This is a genomic window from Enterococcus sp. DIV0703 (assembly GCF_051711065.1).
Lineage (GTDB): Bacteria > Bacillota > Bacilli > Lactobacillales > Enterococcaceae > Enterococcus_B > Enterococcus_B hirae.
Genome location: NZ_JBIOLX010000001.1, coordinates 137,054 through 153,016, shown reverse-complemented (window position 1 = coordinate 153,016; position 15,963 = coordinate 137,054). Strand labels below are relative to the sequence as shown.

At 35.7% G+C, this 15,963-nt stretch carries 14 protein-coding genes; 2 read left to right on the top strand and 12 right to left on the bottom strand.

Annotated features, from left to right (window positions below):
• The first annotated feature begins 104 nt into the window (after positions 1-104).
• A complete protein-coding gene (locus tag IGK81_RS00755) occupies positions 105-401 on the top strand; it encodes a hypothetical protein (RefSeq protein ID WP_034698663.1) in 297 nt (98 codons plus the stop codon).
• 325 nt (positions 402-726) lie between these two features.
• Here the strand turns inward: IGK81_RS00755 and IGK81_RS00750 are convergent, their stop codons facing one another.
• The 5 genes from IGK81_RS00750 to IGK81_RS00730 all read right to left on the bottom strand — a co-directional run bounded on the left by IGK81_RS00750 (position 727) and on the right by IGK81_RS00730 (position 5,836).
• Positions 727-1,932 (bottom strand): hypothetical protein, encoded by a 1,206-nt coding sequence (locus tag IGK81_RS00750; RefSeq protein WP_034698660.1) that lies wholly within the window; start codon positions 1,930-1,932, stop codon positions 727-729.
• Positions 1,933-2,209: 277 nt separating this feature from the next.
• Positions 2,210-3,163, bottom strand: a complete 954-nt coding sequence (locus IGK81_RS00745; RefSeq protein ID WP_081128351.1) for a siderophore ABC transporter substrate-binding protein — start codon at positions 3,161-3,163, stop codon at positions 2,210-2,212.
• Positions 3,164-3,184: 21 nt separating this feature from the next.
• Positions 3,185-3,940: an iron ABC transporter ATP-binding protein gene (locus IGK81_RS00740; RefSeq protein ID WP_034698655.1), complete on the bottom strand. Its 756-nt coding sequence runs from the start codon at positions 3,938-3,940 to the stop codon at positions 3,185-3,187.
• The gene (locus tag IGK81_RS00735; RefSeq protein WP_034698652.1) at positions 3,937-4,893 is read right to left on the bottom strand and encodes an iron chelate uptake ABC transporter family permease subunit; all 957 of its coding nucleotides are present in this window, start codon (positions 4,891-4,893) and stop codon (positions 3,937-3,939) included. Before IGK81_RS00735 ends, IGK81_RS00740 begins: the two co-directional genes overlap by 4 nt.
• Positions 4,886-5,836: an ABC transporter permease gene (locus tag IGK81_RS00730; RefSeq protein ID WP_010736816.1), complete on the bottom strand. Its 951-nt coding sequence runs from the start codon at positions 5,834-5,836 to the stop codon at positions 4,886-4,888. The genes IGK81_RS00735 and IGK81_RS00730 overlap by 8 nt, the downstream gene beginning before the upstream one ends.
• A gap of 145 nt (positions 5,837-5,981) precedes the next feature.
• Here IGK81_RS00730 and IGK81_RS00725 point away from each other — a divergent pair, with 145 nt between their 5' ends.
• Entirely contained in the window at positions 5,982-6,428 is a 447-nt protein-coding gene (locus tag IGK81_RS00725) for a YueI family protein (protein WP_010720405.1), read from the top strand.
• A 219-nt stretch (positions 6,429-6,647) separates the two neighbouring features.
• Here the strand turns inward: IGK81_RS00725 and IGK81_RS00720 are convergent, their stop codons facing one another.
• The 7 genes from IGK81_RS00720 to IGK81_RS00690 all read right to left on the bottom strand — a co-directional run bounded on the left by IGK81_RS00720 (position 6,648) and on the right by IGK81_RS00690 (position 15,957).
• Positions 6,648-9,065, bottom strand: coding sequence for a BspA family leucine-rich repeat surface protein (locus IGK81_RS00720; RefSeq protein ID WP_034698650.1), 2,418 nt, complete (start codon positions 9,063-9,065; stop codon positions 6,648-6,650).
• A gap of 20 nt (positions 9,066-9,085) precedes the next feature.
• Positions 9,086-9,292, bottom strand: a complete 207-nt coding sequence (locus IGK81_RS00715; RefSeq protein ID WP_034698647.1) for a hypothetical protein — start codon at positions 9,290-9,292, stop codon at positions 9,086-9,088.
• A gap of 151 nt (positions 9,293-9,443) precedes the next feature.
• Positions 9,444-10,457: a DUF3324 domain-containing protein gene (locus IGK81_RS00710; protein ID WP_034698743.1), complete on the bottom strand. Its 1,014-nt coding sequence runs from the start codon at positions 10,455-10,457 to the stop codon at positions 9,444-9,446.
• Between the two features lie 109 nt (positions 10,458-10,566).
• Positions 10,567-11,280, bottom strand: a complete 714-nt coding sequence (locus tag IGK81_RS00705) for a hypothetical protein (protein WP_034698644.1) — start codon at positions 11,278-11,280, stop codon at positions 10,567-10,569.
• A gap of 314 nt (positions 11,281-11,594) precedes the next feature.
• Entirely contained in the window at positions 11,595-13,874 is a 2,280-nt protein-coding gene (gene gshAB / locus IGK81_RS00700) for a bifunctional glutamate--cysteine ligase GshA/glutathione synthetase GshB (RefSeq protein ID WP_034698641.1), read from the bottom strand.
• Positions 13,875-14,135: 261 nt separating this feature from the next.
• Positions 14,136-15,137, bottom strand: a complete 1,002-nt coding sequence (ftsY, locus tag IGK81_RS00695) for a signal recognition particle-docking protein FtsY (protein WP_010720411.1) — start codon at positions 15,135-15,137, stop codon at positions 14,136-14,138.
• Positions 15,138-15,147: 10 nt separating this feature from the next.
• Entirely contained in the window at positions 15,148-15,957 is an 810-nt protein-coding gene (locus IGK81_RS00690; protein ID WP_034698635.1) for a Cof-type HAD-IIB family hydrolase, read from the bottom strand.
• Positions 15,958-15,963 lie beyond the last annotated feature (6 nt).

The window sequence follows — 15,963 nt, the reverse complement described above, 5'->3', positions numbered from 1 at the left end:
TAATCATTGCTTGAAAAAGAATAATTTTTTGTTCACGTTTTATTAACATCTTTTCGTTATCGTTGAAATAACCAATAAATACAATGGATATCGGAGGAGTTCCTATGAGAGAATATACGAAAAAAATCTATTTTATTGAAGAAACCCAAAATATTGAAGGATCTTATATTGAAGTAAAAACCTTATTTGTCAACGAGGATAAAGAACAAGCCCTCACGACATTTAAACAATTATCAAAAAAACTAATGCCGTCTTTTGGCTTAGTACTCGGTGAGTATAAAATCAAAGCCGGAAAAAGTTATTTTTCCCAATTATTACAACGGTGGGCACATTTACCAGCTGAATTCTATCGTACGATGACAATTTTAAATTACCAAACATTAGCTGAAACAAAAGGATAAAAATTTAAGTTTTATTTATGTTTCGTTTATTATCCTTATCAACACCATAGGAGGCGAACGAGATGATAAAAAAATTTTTCACACGATTATTTACCCAGCATCAACCTAGAATTAATCCTTATGAAGTCGAAAATGAATTTATGTTGAAGACAGACTTCCCTAAATGCTACTAATAGCTTGCTTTATAACCAAAAGAGAGACTGACAGATTATTTTCTGACAGTCTCATTTTTTCTCCTATTTAAATCTTCTAAATATATATATCTATATACAAATCCATAACCATTAATCTTCCTTAAAAAAAAATGTACTTTTATTAAACAAGCTTATGTTCTAGAAAAGTATTTCTCTTGCTTTACAACATATGATTGTAACGAAGGCTCAGTTCTTTGTTGTCTAGGTAAGGTAAGAATATCTCCCATTTTTTTTAATTGAGGTATAGAAGGTGGCATTTGTTCATTGTTGATTCCTACAATACGAGAATCTTTTTTAAATTCTTCAACAATTTTATTCCGTTTATAAAGCCTCCAATTTCTTTTATAAATATTGTTATATCTTCTTTTTAAAACTATGTATTTTATTTTTTTATATATATTATTTTTTCTTTGACTTCGTATTTTTTCTAATTTCATCATCTTCTGTTGTAATTTTACATTTTTTGGATGATTTTTTCGCTTCAGATAATAATTGTTAAAAATATAGTCAAAAGACTTATTTTGTTCATGTTTATTAGTTTTCAAAGCCTTAAGAAATCGTTTTCTCATCTCTAAAGTTGAATTAGGGCAAGAGTTCCATTTAGGTCTCAATGTTGGTTTAGAATGAGAATATGACAGAATACTTTTTTGACAGTTAAAAAGAGCTACTTTAAGTGTAGATTCTACCTCGTTAACAATGCAGTTTCCAACATTTTGAAGTGACATATCAACGTTAAGCCTAGAAACACACTTTTTTGTTGATATGTGAACTAATTTCTTTAATTCTTCGAAAGGTTGTATCGTTGGTAGAGCAAACTTATTACTTAAATAAAGTACATGATTAAGCTGATCTATTCTTTCAGCATAGATGGTTACAAGTCCAACAGGAAATTGATGATTAAATAGTTTCGCTTTATCAACCATTACTACGTCATAACAATTTCCATGTTTATATATTATTAATCCAGAACAATGTCCTTTACCAGAATAAAGAGGATAGGCAAGTGGTACAATCAAAAATGACGTAGGATCATTTGTTTTAAGACTTTCCAGTATTTGTAACGATGCAGTAGTACTTGGTGCATTACAAAAATCTAGTGTTTTTGTTAATGACGAAAGAATGTGTTCTTTCCTATTTTCATCAATAAAGAACCCATCAGTATCCTGTTCAATCATTTTTTTGTAGGTAGAAAGTAGCATCACTTCGTCCTCTGTGCCAGTATCACCGTCTCTCTTGTGCTCTTTGACAGCATCTTCCATTCTATAGTATAAGTTGGTATTATGTTTTAACCCTAAGGTCAGGGCTAAAAGCTCATAACGACGTTGATAATCATCCATATAATTCAATTCCTTTCATATGTAGAGATTAAGATGAATAATTTAAAAAACTTTATTCGATTCATTAGTGGGAGTTGCTAACAAATATAGCATAGTTGAAGATATAATATTCATTAATTTTTTCCTCAAGAAAGAAATAGTTGTTCTAAGCTTACATAAATATGAGCACATCCCGTTATGACTATAAAAAAGATTACTCCACCATCTATAGAATCTAATATTTTTTTATATATAAAGAAAATGAGACCGATAACAATCGTCCCATCTCATTTTTACTTTATTTCAAGGCTTGAGCAACATCTTCAATCATTAATTTCATGGATTCTAAGCCTCCACCACTTAGATACCAAACGTCTGGCTGTAGCGAAATCACTTTATGATGTTTACCTGCATCCGTTTGTGCAATCAACTCATTCGCAGCGACATTATCCTTACTGTCATCGCCACCGATCGCTTTCGTACGATCTACCACAAAAAGAATACCAGGATTTTTGTCTAATACATATTCATAAGAGACGCTTTGTCCATGAGTAGAAGCTTCAATATGTTCATCTGCTTGTTTAAAACCAAAGACATCATGAACAAGTCCGAAGCGTGATCCTGAACCATAGGCGGATAATTGTCCTTCATTGACTAACGTCACTAACGCAGTTTGATCAAGATTACTTGTTTTTTCTTTTATCTCATTGATTTTTTTAGTTAAATCGGTAAGTCCTGCCTCGGCTTGATCTTCTCGATCAAAAATCTTTCCTAAGGTTTGAACATTTTGTTGTATCGATTCCCATGGCTTGCTTGAATCAACAGCTAAATATAAAGTAGGCGCAATTTTGTTTAATTCCTCTTGATAATCGCTTTGTCTCCCTGAGATAATGATCAAATCAGGTTGCATTTGGTTGATTTTTTCTAAATCAGGTTCTTTAAGTCCGCCTGCGGAATCCACTTCTTTATATTTTGCCAAATAGTCTGGTAAATTCTTAGTGGCCGCACCAACGACTTTATCTCCCACTCCTAATGCATCCAAAGTATCTAAAGAACCATTATCAAAGACGACGACTTTTTGAGGTTTTTGTTTAACTTCAATTTTCTCACCATTACTGTCTTTTACGGTCAAAGAAGATTGAACTTCTCCGCCGCTGGTTTTCGTATTTGTCGTAGTACTTCCCGCATTGCTACCACATGCTGCTAACGCTACTGTTGCTACTAATAAAAAACTGACAACTAATTTTTTCATTCCGATTCTCCTTCTGCTATTTTAAAAATAAAGACAGAATCTGCGTCCTTCAATCTCGCAAACTCGAATGTCCATTTCATATAATTCATCTAAGATGTTCTTTTGGATAATTTCATTGGTGGCTCCTTGAATAAACAGTTCCCCATTTTTCATGGCAATGATCTCATCCGCATAGCTTGCTGCAAAATTGATATCATGAAGCACAATAATGATCGTTTTCCCTAAATCTCGAACTAAGTGTTGTAAAATTTGCATGATCTGAACAGCAAAATTCATATCCAAATTATTTAGCGGTTCATCTAGTAAGATATAATCAGTATCTTGGGCTAACACCATCGCTATATAGGCTCGTTGTAGTTGCCCACCCGAAAGCGTATGGATCATCTGGTTTTTTAAGGAGGTTAAACCTAAGTGTTGCAAAGCTTCCGCCACGATTTGTTGATCCTTTGTAGTTAGCTTGCCTTTTGTATAAGGAAAGCGCCCAAATTCTACCAATTCTTCCACTGTGATTTGCATACTGATGCCATTTGATTGGCGTAAAATGGCTAATTTTTGAGCTAATTCTTTTGATCGCCAGGCTTTCACTTCATTATGATCAAGATAGATTTCCCCAGTATCTTTCGCAATCAAACGACTAATCATGGATAAAACCGTTGATTTACCAGCACCATTGGGACCAATAAAAGCCGTTAATCTTTGGTCATGGATAGAGACATCGACATCTTTGACTACCCGTTTGTCATGGTAACTTTTATTGACCTTTTTTAAATCGATCATCCAATTGTCTTCCTTTCTCGAATCAGTTTGATCATAAAGTACAGTCCTCCTGAAAATTCTACGATGACACTGACAGTGGTATTCCATTTAAAAATTTGTTCAACCAGCAGTTGTCCCCCCACCAAAAACAGTAACGCAACCAAAAAACTACCTAAAAACAACTCTCGATGCCGATAAGTCGCAAATAATCGATAACTAACATTCGCTACAATAAAACCTAAAAAAGTTAATGGTCCTACTAATGCCGTTGCTGTCCCTGTTAAAAGACTGACACCGCACAGGATTAAAAATTGAAATCGCTCTGTATCGATTCCTAAATTGATTGCCTGCTCTTGCCCTAGATGAAAAACATCTAAATAACGACTTTTATAAAACAAAAAGAGCCATGTACCACTAATCAATATAGTTGCTGGTACTAGATAATGACTAGGGATGTTCCCAAAACTAGCAAATAATTTTCCTTGTAATAAATCATATTCGTTTGGGTCCATCACCACTTGTAGAAATGTACTCACACTACTGAACAAAGTCCCTAAGATGACACCAGTCATCAAAAGCAAAAACAAGTTCGTTTGCCCTCTCTTCAGTAAAAAGAAAAAGAGTAATTGACTCAGACCTACCATTAACGCAATATTTGTCAAAAAAAAGCCAATCCCTGTTTGCTGAAGCATGGTCACACCCCCAACGACAAAGAAAAGGACCGTTTGAACTAAGACATAGAGAGAATCTAGTCCTAATACTGAGGGTGTCAGAAACTGATTTTGGGTAATTGTCTGAAAACTGATCGTGGCACTACTGGTGGCTAACGCAACAAGTAAAAAAGCAACGATTTTTTTACTCCGTAAGGCCCAAGCAAATTGCCAATTTCCATAAGTGTTGATCGTTAAATAGCTCATAATCACTAAGAGGACAAGAAGCAACAGTCCAATGAATACGCCCCTTTTTTTAAGCATATTTTTTCCTCCTAACCAACAGATAGAGAAAAATAATTGCCCCGAAGATCCCCACGATCACACTTACTGGGATTTCGTAAGGGTAGATCACCAAGCGAGCAACGATATCACAAAAAAGTAAGAAAACACTTCCCAACAATGCAGTAATACCAATTGTTTTATGTACTTGATCTCCATATAAACGGGCTGTGATATTTGGAATGATTACCCCTAAAAATGGAATACTTCCCACCATGATCAAAACAATCGCACTAGCCAAAGAAACGAGACCGATCCCTAGTAACTGCATTTTTTTATAGTCAATCCCTAAATTGACCGCAAATGACTCCCCCAATCCAACAATCGTAAATCGATAAGCAAAGAAAGAAATAACGATTAATAATGGAACGGTTACATAAAGCAATTCATAATTTCCACGTATAATCGTGGCAAAATTCCCCTGTAACCAAGAAGACATATTTTGGATCAATTGAAATTGATAAGCAAAAAAAGTGGCAATGGAGCCGATGATATTACCTAACATGACACCGATCAATGGTAACATCAGTTGATTCTTTTGAGGTAACGTTTGTGCCAAAAAAAGAAATAAAAGTGTCCCACCAAAAGCAAACAAAAAAGCGGTAAATGAACGTAAAAGCAACGGTGCATTTGGTAAAAAAAGCATCACCACTAAAATACCCAATCTTGCACTATCCATCGTTCCAGCTGTGGTAGGCGAAACAAATTTATTTTGCGTCAAATGTTGCATGATCAAGCCACAAATACTGCTAGTTGCTCCTGCAAGGATCAGGCAAACCGTTCGTGGCAGACGAGTGGCAAGAAACAATTGCGTGCTTTGTCCTTTGAATTGAAGCAAATCAATTACTTGAATCGTTGAGACACCAATAAATAATGAGCTGATAGTCAGTAAACCTAACAACCCTATGAGCCAACCGTAGCGCATCAAACCCCTCCTGTAATTGATAATGATTCTCATTCTTATTCTAAGTGAACAGATGAACAAAAGCAACCGCTTTTTTTCCTTTCAAACTTCAATTGTTTGTATGTTATACTTTTATTAGCTATACAATGAAAAGGAGGATATTTTGATGTCAAAAGATGATGTACAAAGCCACTTAGATAAGGGGATGTATGGTACACCATTAGTTAATCCGGAGGAACAACATAAATATATGGGGACATTCCGTGAACGTTGCTATTTAAGTATGACTGTAGCTGAGATGAAAGATCCTATAAACAAAGAAAACTTTCTCAAAGAAATCGAAAAACAACCCGATGTTACGGTTCTTCTGAATGGCTCGCTACCTTTAACGATCCAGAATCAATATATCCAACTTGCTACCAAACAAAATGTACGCTTTACGATCGTTAATGATTATGTATCTGATGATCCCAATAGCTTTGGTTTATTAGTCGCTGCTAAAGAAGCGGTCAACGAGCCAGTCATTGATGTAGAAAAGAAATATCCCAAACAAGAGTCTCTTTCTCCAAAAGAACAGCCGAAGAAAAAAAGCTTTTGGGAACGACTATTTTAAGCTTATGCTGACTGTCATATTCCCCATAAAAGGCATGATACTCAAAACAATCTCTAAAAAAGAGAAGATACTAAAATTGACAAGCAATTTAAGTATCTTCTCTTTTTTTGGCGTTGAACACTATTTTCAATCTACAACATACCTCATTCAGTAAAAAATCTTTCACCTATGTTATCCCATAGCTAATTTCTTTTGATCTTCATAACTATTCAATCAATTTTAAGGGGCATTAACTAAATTCCATTCAACGTGCCCCGTATAATTTCCGGGTTGTGCTACCTTTGCATCAGTGATTTTGAGCGAGACATTTCCTAAATCATAATTATAGACAGAGGTATGAATTGCTTGAGTAGCTTTCATTATAACGGTTGGGCTATCCGTTTTTATTTCTGGTGAAATAGTACCTTGGACTTCACTACCACAATCAACCAAGTCCGTACTAGGATTAAATGGCGCATTTCCATCATTGATATTTTTCTTCACGATACCTTGGTTAGTTAGGACGATCGAGCTTGTTGGAATCTCCTGAGCGCTATCCCAAACAAGTTGCGCTTGTAGTGACCAACTATTATTAGTTTGACTCTCATCACATACACCGACATCAAAAGAAGTTTGTTTAATAAATGGAATATATTGCTCTCCTGATTCTTTTAATGGTGTTTCAAGAAAGCTAAATTTCTTAGGGATATAAGAAAGTCCAAATGAACTTGTTGTTCCCGGTCTCATATTGTCTGAAGGAGATGGCATTTCTGGTAATGGTGACCAGATGGCTTGATAAGTCGTATTGAGTAAGTCTGTCACCTGATTTCCACTGCCCCCTTCTTTTATGTTCCAGCCGATAAAAATGCTATTTGGTTTCTCAGCGACTAGAGTAGCTTTGAATTGATCAAGTGTTGCCATTTGTAGTTTAGGATCGGTAGGAGAAACCGCAACAGATTGGAAATAGTGTTTTGTTATACTATTATCTTCAAACGTCCCCCCGTTGGCATCAAAAGTAGGGCCAGCGATTATCCGATTATTTGAAAGATAATTATAATTCAATAGTTTATTATCTTTGGCAATAACTAATAGTGGAGTCTTGTTGTCTGTAGTAAAGATATTAGTAGTATCAGTGACATTCGTCAGATCAAATTGTCTTAAATCTAATAAGTTTAACTCATTCATGCCAAGAAACATGCTGTTCATAATCTTTACTTTTTCGGTTTGAAAAGAGCTCAAATCTAATTTTTTTACACTAGATAAATAAGAAAACATATGATCCATATTTACTACTTGACGAACATCCCAATTTGCTAGTTCTAATTCTTGTAATTTTCGATCTGCATTGAACATATAATTCATATCTATAATATGGGAAGTATCCCAACCACTCAGATTTGCTTTAGTTAAAAGGGGATCATTAGCAAACATCGCTCCTGTGTTTGTCACTGCACTAACATCCAATCCCGTCAAATCTACTTCCTTTAAATTCGACCAAAATTGAAAAGCATGTCTTAAATCTGTCGTTTGAATTGGTACTTTATTCCCCGAAGCAATTTTAAAACTGGTAATCGATTTATAATTAGGGAAAACTGCAGTGTTGATATTGTTCAAAATAGTCGACTTTCCATTGATTACTGTAGGCACAACGATTTCTTGGCTCTTTCCAATGTATTTCGTTAAAAGATAACGATCCTTTTGTGGCGTCAACTGATATTGCCATTCCGATACAGTACCGGTTGCTGCTGTAACAGAGGAAGTTATTTGATCTACAGGCGATGTCGCTACATAACTTCCCTCAATAGAATGTTCATTCATTAGGTCTTTTAAAATGACACTGTTTGCTAGTTGTTCTTGCAATTGATTCTGCAATGAAACTGGCCAATGACTTAAATCTAAATTTTTTAATGCGTGACAATTAGTGACGAATCCTTTGACACTTTTAATCATGGTTGTCTTCCAATTGTTGATTCCCTCAATTTTTGTTAACTGTGGACAATCATTAAACATATCACTCAAATCTTCTGGCATTTCATTTTCTAAGATTGTCACTTGTGTTAAATTCGGACAATTCATAAACATACCTGATAGATTAGTCGCATCAAGTTTGTTGATCTTTACAGATTGTAATTGCGCACAGTTTTTAAACATTTCACTTGTATTAGTCACTTGACTAAAATCAGTCTGCCCAAAATCAACATTTCTAAGTGTTTGATTTCTAAAAAATACTTGTGACAAGTTGACACTATTTCCCTGATCACTAGCAATACAAGGGGCGAAAGGAAGATCAGCAGATACCGTCAAAGAATGCACTTCATTTTTGTTGATATCTCTCAAAAATTGTGGAGATAAGATTAGTTTTTTTATATTTGGTTGAATAGCATCTAAAAATGAAGAATTAATCACGATGGCTGGGACTTGGGTATTGTCTGACAATCCTGACAGCGTTAGTTCTGAATCATTCAATAGATAGTTGATGTGTTGATAGACTCCCTGATGAATTCCTCCCGTTGGCGATTCTACTACTTGCTTCAAGTCGTTGTTTTCAACGGCAGTCGCTGTTTGCTCTGTTTGGCTATCTGCAAAGCCTGATTGTCCATAATAAACCATATTTCCTAACAAAATCATCATGATCGAAACATATTTTATTTTTCTCAAATCAGTCAGCTCCTCTTCACTTATAATTGTTTCGCCACAACGAAAAAGTAACCAATACCTAATAAGATGAAACAAATTGAAGTAATAAGAATTAGTGTATTAAGATAAAGAATCGTTTTATTTTCTTCTCCTATAATCACTCTTTTATAATTCATTAAAAATAGGTAAATGGCTAAGCCCATGAAGAGAATACCCGTTGAAATAATAAAAATCGGTATCGTATACATAATTGTTCACTCCTTCCAATCAAATAAATATAAGACTTATACTTATTTGATTCCTCCTTTGAAAGTATGTTATTTCTGTTCATAAAGTAAATCATTCATACTCCTATTTTTTCTAAAAATGGATATAAACGAAAAATAGAATGAGTACTCATTAATTTTTCTTATATCTTATAATGAGATAACTGATGCCAGCTACATTGACTAAAAAGAGAATGATCCAACTAATTTGGAGCCATTGAGGAACAACAACGTGATAAAGCGACTGTTCATTGATATCATTAGCCGTTGTTGGATTGATCGTAAATTCTTTGCTAAATAACCATTCCTTGCCACCTGCCTTAACTGAACCAGTAAAAACATATGTCCCTGCTTTTAGTTCATCCTTTTTCCAATCAAATTGAAAAGGATAGACTGAATAAGGTGCAATATTTACATTTGTTTTTTGTTGCTCTTTGATGACTTTATCTGTATTTTTTTCAAGAATTTTACCTGCAACAGTTGCTTGATCAAATATATAAGGGTTAGGATTTAAAATATCTGCTTGAATGATTTTTCTTCCATTTGATAAAATCGGAGCGACTTTTTCTAAAGTAACAGAAATAGGTTGATTCATTTTGGTTTTTGCATTGTTGGTTAAAACTACTCCTAATGTGTAGTTATACGTATTTTCGATTGATACTTCTTTTTTCTGGTCTTTTGGTGTTTTTTCAGCTTTCTCAGAAACCACGATTCCTCCGACGACCACACCGGGAAATTTTTCTTTGGGTAATGTAACCGTAAGAGAGGTCTTTACTTCACTCTTTGCTGGTACTTTGACTTCTGACTGTGTCGCTTTGACGATCGAAGTCAATGGTAATTTCAAATCTTTGTTGTTTTTTATCGTACCTGTATAATCTAACAAACCATTCGCATTGGTATTTGCGTTTGTAACTTTAACCGTTAATCGTTTCTCCTGATTTGAACTATTGATCAATTTAACACCCAATTGATCTTGTGTGCCTGGTTGCTCACATAGATAAAAATAGCCTAAACTAGTATCAATTTGATGTACATTTGGGATACGTTCGATCGTATAGCCTCCCATTATTTCTTCTGCTTGAACATCCAACGTACCAATAAACATAAACATAAGAAATAAGATGATTGATTGCACTTTTTTTAACAATACCGTTCTTCCTTCCTTTTTTTGATTATCAGCAGCTCTTTGATCAAAAGCTTGGTCTGCCAATAATCAAAAAAAGGAAAAGAGTAAGTCCTTTCCCTTCTTAAGGTAATTATGGAGCAACCGATAGATTCCATTCGACATGTCCTGTATGTGTCCCTGCTGGCGTAGTTTTTGTATCTGCTATTTTAAGAGACACTTGTCCTAATCCATAATCATAGGTGTCATTATGCACAAATCCCTGTGTTCCTGACATCAATAAAACTTGAGCATCTGATGTAATCTCAACATTAGACACAGCAGTAACTGAACCAGCTGGAGCGTCCACTAACTGACCATTTCCAGTATTGACCTTCGCATTAGTTCCAGTATGGGTAGTTTGAATCGACATTCCTTTTTCTCCATTATCCCAAACAACTTGTGCTTTTAAAGACCATCCCATAGTTTCCCGAGTTTTGTCTTTGACCCCGACATCAAATGTGCCAGAATTTTGTGGCATGGTCACAGGGATCGTCTGAGAGCCAGTTTCCAATAATTTTGTTGACGGGATTGTAAAAGTACCTGGTTCATAAGCAATCCCAAAGGCAACCGTAGGATTATTTGATTTATTCCCTGGATCAGATGAGCTGGCAGGATCTTTCGTATTACTTGGTGGCGTTGGATTACTCCCACCATTCGTTGGTAATTCAAGTGGCGCACTGATCGGTGTTTCAGCTGTTGCTGGACTCGGAGTCGTAGTTGTGCTTGCTGCGTATACCCTTGGATTATTAATTAATAAAAAAGAAGCCAACAAGCCAGTGCTGATTAAAAAAGTACTTTTTTTCATTTATTTCACTCACTTTCTTTTTCAAACATCGGGTATTTTTATACTGTCCTGATTGAACAAAAAAAGCGTATCATTAAACTAGATTCAGTTTTTGTTCGTTTTTTTTGATTTCATACTTGTTTTCAAAAAAATCTAAGAGACAGAACAGTAAAAGTAGTACACAAGGCGATCATTTGTACATGACTTTTAAAAATAAATCGTGTACTTAGAGCAACCCGATGCATAAAAAAAACCCCATAAAATCCGAAAATAACACCCTTATTTTCTGGATTTTATAGGTTATTTTTTAGCTAGTGAGTTTTGCCATAATGTGATTAATTTTGAGTCAGGATATTAAGTTCAGGATACAATAAATTCAATACATCTAAAGTCAATCTTCTCCCTTTACCTGCAAATGGGTACACGTGCATATGCATCGCTGGATTGAAGTTAGCTTCGATAATCCCATAAGCAGTAGCGCTATTTTCCGGTGCTACCTCTTTGTCCGGAATAATCAAATCGATTCCACTAATTTTTGCGCCTAAAGCTTCAACTGCAGAAACAGCTATCTGCTTATAACTTTCAGAAAATTCGTCTGTGACATCAATCGAATCGCCACCTGTACTAATATTAGAATTTTCTCGTAGATAAACAACCTGATCTTTCTGGGGAACAGAAGAAATGGTAAGCCCTTGTTCTTTTAACATCAGTTGCTCTAATTCTCCTAATTGAATTAGCTCTAAAGGTGCTCGATGATTTGTGCCTCTTAAAGGATCAAGATTCTTTTCAGCAACCAATTCAGCAACTGTACGTTGTCCATCTCCGACGACATTCGCAGGTTTACGAAGCATGATTGCTTTGACTTTGCCATCAATCACAAAGAAGCGATATTCCGTGCCTGGCATAAATTCTTCTACTAAAATCGAACGATCTTCGCTAAAGGCAATCGCAAGTCCTGCTTGATAGTCCTGTAAATCAGCACCATCTTTAAAAATCGTGATGCCTAGTCCATAGTTCGTTGATTTAGGTTTAATGACAAATGCTTTGTTTGCGAATCTTGGATAGGCTTTGACTGCTTCCTCCATTGTCGTAAACTCGGCTCCGTTTGGCACACGATAGCCGGCTTCTCTCAAGACTTTTTTAGTGACCGTTTTATTTTCCATGATCAAGGGAACGATATAGCTATCTTTACTTGTCATATTTGCATTTTTCACGTACTCAATATGATCGTGATGCTGTAACCGCAAAAATTGATCCGATTCGTCAATCACTTTCACTTCAATACCTTTTTGGATCGCATCAAATAACAAGATTTGCGTAGACAACTCCATCTCTCTAAATCCTGCGAGTTGATACGGACGTTCATGCGCTTTTTGATAGTAAGAAAGACCCAAAGAGGTAGCAAACTGATGTTGACTACTTTCTTTTGCTGCTTGATAGATTGTTCCTGCTAGTGTTTCACTTGGACGTTCCAGTTCTTCTAACATTTTTTCAATCAATGGTAGTGCCTCTAGTTGCTCAAGTTCGAGCGCCATCTTCTTCATATCAGTTAAAAGATAACGGCCTTCCTCGATAAACTCGGTTTGATTTAGAGGATGTTCAAGAGAGACGATTTCATTTTTTCTAGTTCCTTCTTCTACCCATTGATCAGCTGCTTCTTTTTCTTCCGTCCATAACATATAAGTTAAAAATAACTGTAAGAAACGAACTTGTTCTTGATCAATTCCTAAACGTGCATTGGGATTTAAATCGATATTTCTTAATTCGATATAACGCACACCCGTTTTAGCTAAATCTGCTACCCGTTTACCACCACGAAAACGAAGTGGCGTATAAAATTCTTTTTCTTCTGATAGTTTTCCTTCTTCAACCATCTTTTCAATGTCGAACAAATATTGCTCCATTGAAGCATACGAAACTTTGACATTTGGATGATTCGTATAACCATACGAACTATTCCGAATACTTCGAACTGGCTCATTAGGAGCTGGTTTATCAATGAAATAGTTTGCTTCACTTAATGGTGATGCCCCATAAAAGTAGGTAATCAACCACCGATAGCGCAGAAAATTGCGCGCAGTTTTCAAATATAGCTCTGTTTTAAAAGCAGCAAACTCCGAAAACTCTGTTTGTTGCACAAACAACGATCGAAGCAAATCATCTCCAAATTCAAAATTAAAATGGATACCACTAACCATTTGCTTTCTTTTCCCATATTCTTTAGCTAAATAGCGGCGATATAACACATCTTCAAAATTTGCTAATTTTGCAATCATGATGTCTTCATCTTTTGCTGGCAATGCTGGTGGCATACTTAAAGGCCAGATCATTTCATTTTCAGGAATTGAGCGAGCAGCAACATCATAAATGGCTGACATATATTGGAAAAGCTCATGGATCGAATCGGTGACTGGTGTAATTAATTCAATTTGTGTTTCACTAAAGTCTGTCTGTATATATGGATGAAACGTACGATCGCCAAAAACACTTGGATGATCAGTACGTGTTAGATCTCCTGTAAGGTTCACTCGCTGTCCTTCTCGTTCCACACCAAAACGTGCTTGATCGATAAATGGACGTGAACTAGGATGTTTTAGTAATTGTTTAAAATTCATGTTGATTATCCTCCAGTTCGTATGCCTCTAATTATAGTAAAAAATAGCCAGAAAAAGAATGAAATTGTTTCAAAATATAAAAAAAGCCTATCCAATTTTATGTACGCTTACTTCGTCGGTTGGGTTGGTTCACTCCCATACCTTACTAATCCCATCATTATATGTAGAATTACCGTTACCTTTCTATAAGAAAAAGCATCTAGCTAAAAAGATTCAATTTTTTAGCTAAATGCTCTTCTTGCTGATAAAAAGAATAACTGCTTACTCTTCTTTCAACAATCCTTTAAATAAACCAATAACAAAATCATTAGGTTCAAATGGTTCAAGATCATCGATTCCTTCGCCAAGCCCTACCAATTTCACTGGTAAGTGAAGTTCATTACGGATGGCTAACACGATCCCACCTTTGGCTGTACCATCTAGTTTGGTTAAAACGAGCCCAGTGACATCAGTTGTTTCTTTAAATTGTTTTGCTTGTACCATTGCATTTTGACCAGTAGTCGCATCTAGTACAAGTAATGTTTCGTGAGGTGCATCTGGTAATTCTCGTTGAATGACACGTTTGATTTTTTCCAACTCATTCATCAAGTTGACTTTGTTTTGTAAACGTCCAGCTGTATCTACTAACAACACATCTGCCTGTTCACTTTTCGCACGTTCCATCGCATCATACACAACTGCTGCTGGGTCGCCACCAGCATTTCCCCGAACCACTTCGACACCAGCACGTTCGCCCCAAACCACTAATTGGTCAATCGCACCTGCTCGGAAAGTATCGGCTGCTGCCAGCAGCACTTTTTTTCCTTCATTTTTGTATTGGTGGGCTAGTTTTCCGATACTGGTTGTTTTTCCAACACCGTTTACCCCGACAAACAAAATAACTGTTAATCCTTCTTCTTGTAGATTTAATTCATTAACTTCGTTGATTCCTTCTTGTTCATATAAATCCACTAATTTTTCAATGATTGCATTTTGGATCTCAGCTGGTTTCTTTGCGTTTCTCAGTTTTACTTCTTGACGCAACGCTTCAGAAATCTGAATAGCCGTATCAAACCCAACATCCGCACCAATCAGTGTTTCTTCTAATTCTTCAAAAAAGTCTTCGTCTACTGTCCGAAAATTAGCAAACAATTCATTCATTCGTTCGCCAAATGTTTTTCTGGTTTTTTCTAATCCTTTATCATATTTCTCTTGTACTTCGACTTCTTCTGGTTCTTGTTGTTCACCAGTAAAAGCACGCTTGATTTTATCAAAAAAGCCCATACGATCCCCCCTAATCTAAAACAAATTTTTCGATAACTTTGGCTACACCATGTTCTAAGTTACTTGACGTAACATAATTCGCTGCTTCTTTAACAAATGGGACGGCATTTGCCATGGCAACACCCATTCCAGCGTATTCAATCATCGGCAAATCGTTTTCTTCATCCCCAATTGCCATGATCTCAGCTGGTTCTAAACCTAAATCTTTTGCTAGTAAAGAAATACCATAAGCTTTTGTCACACCTTTTGGCATAAATTCTAAAAGCATACTGCGGGTCTTGATGATTTCATAACGTTCATGAAATTCGGCTGGTATTTCTTTGATCTTAGGATCTAATTCCGCTTGCGGATAGGCAATAACTGCTTTATTCAACACAAACTCGTCTGTCAGATCTGCTAAATTTGCCGGTTGAAACTGCAATAATTTATTTAATGTGTTGTATAAAGATTTCTTCCCTGGTGCAGTCGGTAATTGTAAAACCACATGATCTGATAATACATCTAAGGGCAATGCCAATTTTTGCGCAAGATTATATAAACGATGGATATCAGCAACTTCCATCACTTTTTTCTCAATGATTTCTCCTGTATCATTTTTTTGAACAAGACCACCATTGAAGGTGATGCTATAATCCCCTTCGTCCACTAATCCTAACTCTTGCAAATAATGAGCCATTGCTGCTAAGGGACGACCAGTACATAAAACGATCTTAACACCTTTTTCTTTTGCTTTCGCTAAAGCTTGCTTATTCTCATCTGAAATTTGTTTTTCTTCATTCAATAATGTACCGTCTAAGTCGATCGCAATTAATTTAATCATTTATTT

Excerpts from the sequence above, each read along its gene's own strand:
- IGK81_RS00755 (WP_034698663.1), top strand. The coding sequence starts at position 105 with ATGAGAGAATATACGAAAAAAATCTATTTTATTGAAGAAACCCAAAAT.
- IGK81_RS00750 (WP_034698660.1), bottom strand. The coding sequence starts at position 1,932 with ATGGATGATTATCAACGTCGTTATGAGCTTTTAGCCCTGACCTTAGGG.
- IGK81_RS00745 (WP_081128351.1), bottom strand. The coding sequence starts at position 3,163 with ATGAAAAAATTAGTTGTCAGTTTTTTATTAGTAGCAACAGTAGCGTTA.
- IGK81_RS00740 (WP_034698655.1), bottom strand. The coding sequence starts at position 3,940 with ATGATCGATTTAAAAAAGGTCAATAAAAGTTACCATGACAAACGGGTA.
- IGK81_RS00735 (WP_034698652.1), bottom strand. The coding sequence starts at position 4,893 with ATGCTTAAAAAAAGGGGCGTATTCATTGGACTGTTGCTTCTTGTCCTC.
- IGK81_RS00730 (WP_010736816.1), bottom strand. The coding sequence starts at position 5,836 with ATGCGCTACGGTTGGCTCATAGGGTTGTTAGGTTTACTGACTATCAGC.
- IGK81_RS00725 (WP_010720405.1), top strand. The coding sequence starts at position 5,982 with ATGTCAAAAGATGATGTACAAAGCCACTTAGATAAGGGGATGTATGGT.
- IGK81_RS00715 (WP_034698647.1), bottom strand. The coding sequence starts at position 9,292 with ATGTATACGATACCGATTTTTATTATTTCAACGGGTATTCTCTTCATG.
- IGK81_RS00705 (WP_034698644.1), bottom strand. The coding sequence starts at position 11,280 with ATGAAAAAAAGTACTTTTTTAATCAGCACTGGCTTGTTGGCTTCTTTT.
- gshAB (WP_034698641.1), bottom strand. The coding sequence starts at position 13,874 with ATGAATTTTAAACAATTACTAAAACATCCTAGTTCACGTCCATTTATC.
- ftsY (WP_010720411.1), bottom strand. The coding sequence starts at position 15,137 with ATGGGCTTTTTTGATAAAATCAAGCGTGCTTTTACTGGTGAACAACAA.
- IGK81_RS00690 (WP_034698635.1), bottom strand. The coding sequence starts at position 15,957 with ATGATTAAATTAATTGCGATCGACTTAGACGGTACATTATTGAATGAA.